This window comes from Synechococcus sp. R55.7 (assembly GCF_047461955.1).
Classification (GTDB): Bacteria; Cyanobacteriota; Cyanobacteriia; order Thermostichales; family Thermostichaceae; genus Thermostichus.
In genome coordinates this window covers 1-6,752 of sequence record NZ_JANSIC010000138.1, presented here as the reverse complement: position 1 = coordinate 6,752, position 6,752 = coordinate 1, and the positions used below count along the sequence as shown (strand labels likewise).

The window sequence follows — 6,752 nt, the reverse complement described above, 5'->3', positions numbered from 1 at the left end:
ACTGAAAGCCCGCTCCGTACCGCTTTAGCGGTCGGAGTCGGGTAGTTTACAGCAGAAAGTGGTAAGCCTACGGCACCGCACCGCTGCTGATAACGAGCTATACTCAGGTGCTGCTGGAGAGGCTGCTGGGGCCGGCCATAATGGGAAAACGCCATCCTGGCTGTGGCGGAATCCTTTGCGAGAGCTTGCCTGCATCCATGCTGGAACACGACATTGTCATCATCGGGGGAGGGCTGGCCGGTTGCCGAGCGGCTTTGGAGGTTATGCGACGGGATCCCAGCCTCGACCTGGCCTTGGTGTCCAAAACCCATCCCATTCGCAGCCACTCGGTAGCAGCCCAAGGGGGCATTGCCGCCGCCTTACAAAATGTCGATCCGCAAGATTCCTGGGAGGCTCATGCCTTCGATACCGTCAAGGGATCCGATTACCTAGCGGATCAAGATGCGGTGGAGATTCTAGCCCGGGAAGCCCCTGAGGTGATCATTGACCTGGAACACCTGGGGGTCTTGTTCTCCCGCCTGCCGGATGGCCGCATTGCCCAGCGGGCCTTTGGGGGACACAGCCACCCGCGCACCTGCTATGCCGCCGACAAAACTGGGCAAGCGATTTTACACGAGTTGGTGAGCAACCTCAAGCGCTTTGGGGTCAAACTCTACAGCGAATGGTATGTGCTGGATCTGATCCTGGAGGACAACCAAGTCCAGGGCGTGGTGATGTTGGAGCAGGCCAGCGGACGGCTGGAAGTGCTGCGGGCCAAGGCGGTTATGTTGGCTACAGGCGGCTATGGGCGCATCTACAACTCCACTTCCAACGACTTTGCTTCCACCGGCGATGGCATGGCAATGGTGGCGCGGGCCGGCCTGCCTCTGCAGGATATGGAGTTTGTGCAGTTTCATCCCACGGGCCTGTATCCGGTGGGGGTGTTGATCTCAGAGGCAGTGCGTGGAGAGGGGGCCTATCTGATCAATGGGAAGGGGGAGCGCTTTATGGCCGCCTATGCCCCCAGCCAGATGGAGTTGGCCCCACGGGATATTACGTCGCGGGCAATTGTCACGGAGGTGCGGGCCGGGCGCGGTATTGACGGCAAAGATTTTGTCTACTTAGACCTGCGGCATCTGGGGGCAGAAAAGATCCACACTCGGCTGCCCTTCTGTTGGGAGGAGGCCCATCGCCACTTGGGCATCGATGCGGTTGTCGATCCCATTCCGGTGCGACCGACGGTGCACTACTGCATGGGCGGGATCCCGGTGACGGTGGAGGGGCAGGTACTGCGGGATGCCCAAACCCGTGTGGAAGGGCTGTTCGCTGCCGGTGAAACGGCCTGTGTTTCGGTGCATGGGGCTAACCGGCTGGGCAGCAACTCTCTCCTGGAGTGCGTTGTTTTCGGGCGGCGCACAGGGGCAGCCATGGTAGAAGCCGTCAGAGGTCGAGCCTTGCCGAAAGTGGACGAGGGATCCCTACTCAAACAGGCCGCCAGCCGGATTGCCGGGCTCCTGGAACGATCAGGGAAGAGCCGCATTGATCAGGTGCGGCGGCAATTTCAAGATTGCATGACCGAGCATTGCGGCGTCTACCGCACCGAATCGGTTCTCCAAGAAGGGATCCAAACATGGCAACAGATCCGCCAGCGTTACGAGCGGGATTTGCATTTGGACGATCGGGGCAAGGTGTGGAACACCGAGCTGATCGAAGCGCTGGAGCTGGACAACCTCATGACGGTGGGGGCTTTGATCCTCGCCAGCGCCCTGGAACGGCGGGAAAGCCGTGGCTCCCACGCGCGGGAAGATTACCCCCAACGGGATGATCAACGGTTTTTACAACACACCTTGGCTGCCTTTCGCGAGGGATCCCCTCAGATCAGCTATCGCCCCGTGGTGATCACCCGGTTTCCCCCTCAGGAGCGAAAATACTAACTTTCCAGAGGCCTCCCAGGCCGATTAGGATTGCTCTATCGTTCCCGTTAGCAGGATGGAGCCCCTTTCAAAATTATCCAATATCTAGGGATTCCATCTTCGCCAGCTTGAAATCTCGTCTACTGCCGGAGGGCCAGCCATGCAAGAAACCCTGGAGAAAGCAGCCGTCGCCCTGCAAGCGGAGCTGAATCTGGAGCCTTTTTGGATGCCCTTTACGGCCAATCGGCAATTTAAAGCCAACCCGCGCCTGTTGGTGGCCGCCCGAGACATGTACTACACCAGCCACGATGGCCGCCAAATCCTAGATGGGACTGCCGGGCTGTGGTGTGTGAATGCTGGCCACTGTCGTCCCCCGATTGTGGAAGCAATCCAACAGCAGGTGGCCCAACTGGACTACGCCCCAGCTTTTCAAATGGGCCATCCCAAAGCCTTTCAACTGGCAGAGCAGCTCATCCAGCTCACTCCTGCCGGACTGGATCACGTTTTTTTCACCAACTCTGGCTCTGAGGCGGTGGATACGGCCCTGAAAATGGCCATCGCCTACCATCGCTTACGCGGACAGGGATCCCGGCAGCGGCTGATTGGCCGGGAACGGGGCTACCACGGCGTTGGCTTTGGGGGCATCTCGGTCGGGGGCATCTCCAACAACCGCAAGTTTTTTGGCAGCCTCATTCCCGGAGTGGATCACCTGCCCCACACCCACAACCTGGAGCAAAACGCCTTTAGCCGCGGCCTGCCTCGCTGGGGATCCCACTTGGCAGAAGACTTGGAGCGGATCGTCGCTCTCCACGATGCCAGCACGATTGCAGCGGTGATCGTAGAGCCGGTTGCCGGTTCAACGGGGGTGTTGCTGCCGCCGGTGGGCTATTTGGAAAAGCTGCGGGCCATTTGCGACAAATACGGCATTCTGCTCATCTTCGATGAGGTGATCACCGGCTTTGGGCGTCTGGGATCCCCTTTTGCGGCCAACTATTTCGGAGTGGTGCCGGATCTGATTTGCTGTGCCAAGGGCCTCACCAATGGCACCATCCCGATGGGCGCAGTGATCGTCAAGCAAGAGATCTACAGCGCCTTCATGGAGGCTGCTGGTTCCGCTGATGACCTGCACCGTCCAGGGGACAACAGCAGGACGCTGTCCTGGAGCCCCATCGAGTTTTTCCACGGCTACACCTACTCCGGCCACCCAGTTGCCAGTGCCGCCGGCTTGGCTACCCTGAACCTGTATCGAGAAGAAGGCTTGTTCGAGCGGGCTGCCAACCTCGCTCCCCTCTGGGAGGAGGCTCTCCATTCCCTACGGGGCTTGCCTCATGTCATCGATGTGCGCAACCTCGGCTTGGTGGGGGCAATTGAATTGGAAGGGATCCCTGGCCGACCGACAGCGCGGGCTTTTGAAGCTTTTTTGCGCTGCTACGAACGTGGGGTATTGATTCGCACTACAGGTGATACCATCGCCCTTTCCCCGCCTTTGATCATCGAGGAAGCCCATATTGAACACCTGATCGCCACCCTGAAGCGAGTTCTTCAAGAGCTACCTTAGTCCTGAATCGACAAGAGAGACTGCCTGAGGGAGTTAGAAGCTTCTGGGGCTGGGCGTCGGCGAAGGACTGGGAGAGGGACTGGGTCTGGGCGAAGGGGATACCGAGGGAAAGGGATTGGGGGTGCCGGTCGGCGTTGGCGAGGGGGAGGGACTGGGCGCAGGCAACACCCGTAAAGGAGCTTTGGCCGAAGCAATTCGGCCCTGGGTATCCGCCACCATTGCCGTCACCTCATAATCCCCGGTGGGAGCAGAAGTGGGAATGGTGATGGGGATGGTGCCAATGCAGGCTCTGCTGTTGGGCTGACAGCCGACGGCAGCGGCAGTGAAATCAAAGGTGAGGGTGAGGGGGCTTTGTCGGATTTCCACCCGGAAGCTGATGCCGGCCCCCAAACCTGCAGGAGTCGTCACGGCCACCAGCACGTTGAAGGGTACCGTCTGTCGCGCGTCCGTCAGGGCCACCACGGCAATCGAAGGCGGCTCTGCTGCAAAGGAAGCAGTGGGAGAGGGGCTGGGAGTGGGGAAAGGATTCAAGAGGGGAGTGGGGGTCGGGGTAGGCAGAGGGGTGGGCGGCGGCGTAGGGACAGGACTGGGGATGAGGAAAGGAGTGGGCGTTGGAGCCACCACCGCTATTGGCGTGATGGTAACCGCAGGCTGTTCGCCGGCATCTTCTTGGCAGGCCACCAGTGACAACGACAGAAGAGCGGCTACACTGGCCCTTATTACAGAGGAGGCTGCTAACGTCCAGCTCTGACGGAACCTATGGGGCTGCTGTCTCATGGGGTTTGACTCCTCACAACACAAAGCTTTGGGATCCTGCCGGTTCTGGGAGAGCCGAGCCTTGGTGGTGTCCAACTCAAAAACTCGGCCAGGCTGCTTCTCAGCCACAGCAGCGCTTACACGCTGCTAACACTATAGATAGAGTCTTAGCTTTTTGCAAACCCCACCTGTGGACTTCCCCTTTGGGGGTGAAGCCAGATAGAGGGGAATGACCTGGGCCGAGTTAGACTGGTAAGCGTGACAGCAAGACGAGGATCCATGGCAGCAAGGGCGGGAGCAGAACCATCTTCTGGCTGTGGAGAAGCAGAGGGGCAGACTGCCGTTGGCGTTGATGCCCTGTACCCCTCAGAAAACATCAGCGGGGCGGGGTATGCCCGGGAAGAGCTGCAAGAGGCTTGCGGGGTCTTTGGCATCCTGGCTCCAGGAGAGGAGGTGGCCAAGCTGGCCTACTTTGGCCTATTTGCCTTGCAGCATCGCGGCCAAGAATCGGCAGGGATCGCCACTTTTGAGGGATCCTTTTGCCGGGTTCACAAGGCGATGGGCTTGGTCTCCCAGGTCTTCGATGAAGTGAACTTGGCCCAACTGACCGGGGATCTGGCGGTTGGTCACACCCGCTACTCCACCACTGGATCCAGCCGCGTGGCCAATGCTCAGCCGGTGATCGTGGAGACTCGCCTGGGGCCGCTGGCTCTGGCCCACAACGGCAATTTGGTCAATGCGGAAGAGCTGCGGAAGGAACTGGAGGCCGCCGACCGGCACCTAACCAGCAGCACCGACTCCGAGTGTATTGCCCACGCCATTGCCCAGGCGGTGAACCAAGGTCAAGATTGGATCGCGGCCACTTGCCAAGCTTTGCGCCGCTGTCAGGGGGCTTTTAGTCTGGTGATCGGCACGCCAGAGGGCCTGATCGGGGCACGGGATCCCTATGGGGTGCGTCCGCTGGTGTTGGGGCTTTTGAGCAGCAACCCCGCTCTGGATGAGCTGCTGCAGTCAGAGATGCTGGAGATCATCTGCAGCGACGGCACCCTCAGCCACCCCGAGGCCGAGCCGCTGCATTACGTGTTGGCTTCAGAAACCTGTGCTTTGGATATCATTGGGGCCGACCCTCTGCGGCAGGTGGAGCCGGGAGAGTTGGTGTGGATCAGCCGTCAGGGGCTGCAATCGGTGCGTTGGGCGGAGGCCACCCCCAAGTTGTGCATCTTCGAGATGATCTACTTCGCCCGCCCAGACAGTTGGATGCACGGGGAAAGCCTCTACTCCTACCGGGTGCGGCTGGGAGAACAACTGGCCAAGGAGGCTCCGGCAGAGGCCGACTGGGTGATCTCCGTTCCCGATTCCGGCACGCCGGCGGCCATTGGCTATGCTCGCCAGTCGGGGATCCCTTACACCGAAGGGCTGATCAAAAATCGCTACGTGGGCCGCACCTTTATTCAGCCCACCCAATCCATGCGGGAGCGGGGCATTCGCATGAAGCTCAACCCCCTGGAGGATGTGCTGGGGGGGAAGCGGATTGTTATTGTGGACGACTCAATTGTGCGGGGCACCACCAGCCAGAAAATCGTCAAGGCCCTGCGCCAGGCGGGGGCCACCCAAGTCCACATGCGCATTTCCAGCCCCCCGGTTACCCATCCCTGCTTCTACGGCATCGATACCGACAACCAGGATCAATTGATTGCCGCCAAGCATTCCGTAGAGGAAATCGCCGAGAAGATTGGAGTGGATTCTTTGGCCTACCTGAGCTGGGAAGGCATGCTGGCTGCCACGGGCCGGGATCCCAACTCGTTCTGCTCCGCTTGCTTTACCGGCCACTACCCCATCCCCATCCCAGAAGGGCTGAAGCGCTCCAAGCTGGCCCTGGAACTGGTGGCTACTGGCAAGAGCCGCTAGGCTGCTCAGGGATCCCCGCTAGACTGAGAAGAAGAATTGCTTGGGGCAAGCCATGACTTTTCGCCTACGCCAATTGGGGGATCCCATCCTGACGCAAGTGGCCGAGCCGGTGACGGAGTTCAAAACGCCGGCCTTGCAGGATCTTATAGAAGGTATGCTGGCTACCCTGAAAGAGGCGCAGGGGGTGGGCTTGGCTGCTCCTCAGGTGGGATCCCTGCTCCAAGTGCTGATCGTGGCCTCTCGTCCCAATCCCCGCTACCCGGAAGCGCCGCAAATGCAGCCTTTGGTGATGGTTAACCCCCGTCTGCTGGCTTGCAGTTCTGACCAGGTGCTGGGTTGGGAAGGCTGCTTGAGTGTGCCCAATTGCCGTGGTCTGGTGGCCCGCGCCCGCGAAGTGGAGGTGGAGTATTACACTCCAGAAGGCGTTCAGCAAAGGGTGGTCTGGCAGGATTTTCCGGCGCGGATCTTTCAGCACGAATACGATCACCTGATGGGTCGGGTGTTCCTGCAGCGGCAGCCTCGGCAACTGCTTACCGAAGCCCAGTACCAAGCCCAGATTTTGGGTCAGCCCGCCTGAGGGATCCCACCATGCCCTACATGGTTATCTACGACGGCCTCTGCAACCTCTGTGCCACCGG

5 protein-coding genes are annotated in these 6,752 nt (G+C 60.1%); 4 read left to right on the top strand and 1 reads right to left on the bottom strand.

Translation table 11 applies throughout. From position 1 onward, the window contains the following. Nucleotides 1-197 precede the first annotated feature (197 nt). Nucleotides 198-1,913, top strand: coding sequence for a succinate dehydrogenase/fumarate reductase flavoprotein subunit (locus NW820_RS08440; RefSeq protein ID WP_414407233.1), 1,716 nt, complete (start codon nt 198-200; stop codon nt 1,911-1,913). A gap of 139 nt (nt 1,914-2,052) precedes the next feature. Continuing rightward, the gene (locus NW820_RS08435; protein WP_011429583.1) at nt 2,053-3,450 is read left to right on the top strand and encodes an aspartate aminotransferase family protein; all 1,398 of its coding nucleotides are present in this window, start codon (nt 2,053-2,055) and stop codon (nt 3,448-3,450) included. A 33-nt stretch (nt 3,451-3,483) separates the two neighbouring features. On the opposite strand, the gene NW820_RS08430 is transcribed toward NW820_RS08435, so the two are convergent. Continuing rightward, on the bottom strand, nt 3,484-4,227 hold the full coding sequence (locus NW820_RS08430; RefSeq protein WP_414407232.1) for a hypothetical protein: 744 nt from the start codon (nt 4,225-4,227) through the stop codon (nt 3,484-3,486). A 258-nt stretch (nt 4,228-4,485) separates the two neighbouring features. Between NW820_RS08430 and purF the strand changes: the two genes are divergently transcribed. Both purF and def read left to right on the top strand, forming a co-directional pair. Further along, the gene (purF, locus tag NW820_RS08425; RefSeq protein WP_414407231.1) at nt 4,486-6,114 is read left to right on the top strand and encodes an amidophosphoribosyltransferase; all 1,629 of its coding nucleotides are present in this window, start codon (nt 4,486-4,488) and stop codon (nt 6,112-6,114) included. Between the two features lie 52 nt (nt 6,115-6,166). Next, nucleotides 6,167-6,691, top strand: coding sequence for a peptide deformylase (gene def / locus NW820_RS08420; protein ID WP_414330398.1), 525 nt, complete (start codon nt 6,167-6,169; stop codon nt 6,689-6,691). Nucleotides 6,692-6,752: the final 61 nt, after the last annotated feature.

Coding starts and splice junctions, on each gene's coding strand:
- NW820_RS08440 (WP_414407233.1), top strand. CDS start 198: ATGCTGGAACACGACATTGTCATCATCGGGGGAGGGCTGGCCGGTTGC.
- NW820_RS08435 (WP_011429583.1), top strand. CDS start 2,053: ATGCAAGAAACCCTGGAGAAAGCAGCCGTCGCCCTGCAAGCGGAGCTG.
- NW820_RS08430 (WP_414407232.1), bottom strand. CDS start 4,227: ATGAGACAGCAGCCCCATAGGTTCCGTCAGAGCTGGACGTTAGCAGCC.
- purF (WP_414407231.1), top strand. CDS start 4,486: ATGGCAGCAAGGGCGGGAGCAGAACCATCTTCTGGCTGTGGAGAAGCA.
- def (WP_414330398.1), top strand. CDS start 6,167: ATGACTTTTCGCCTACGCCAATTGGGGGATCCCATCCTGACGCAAGTG.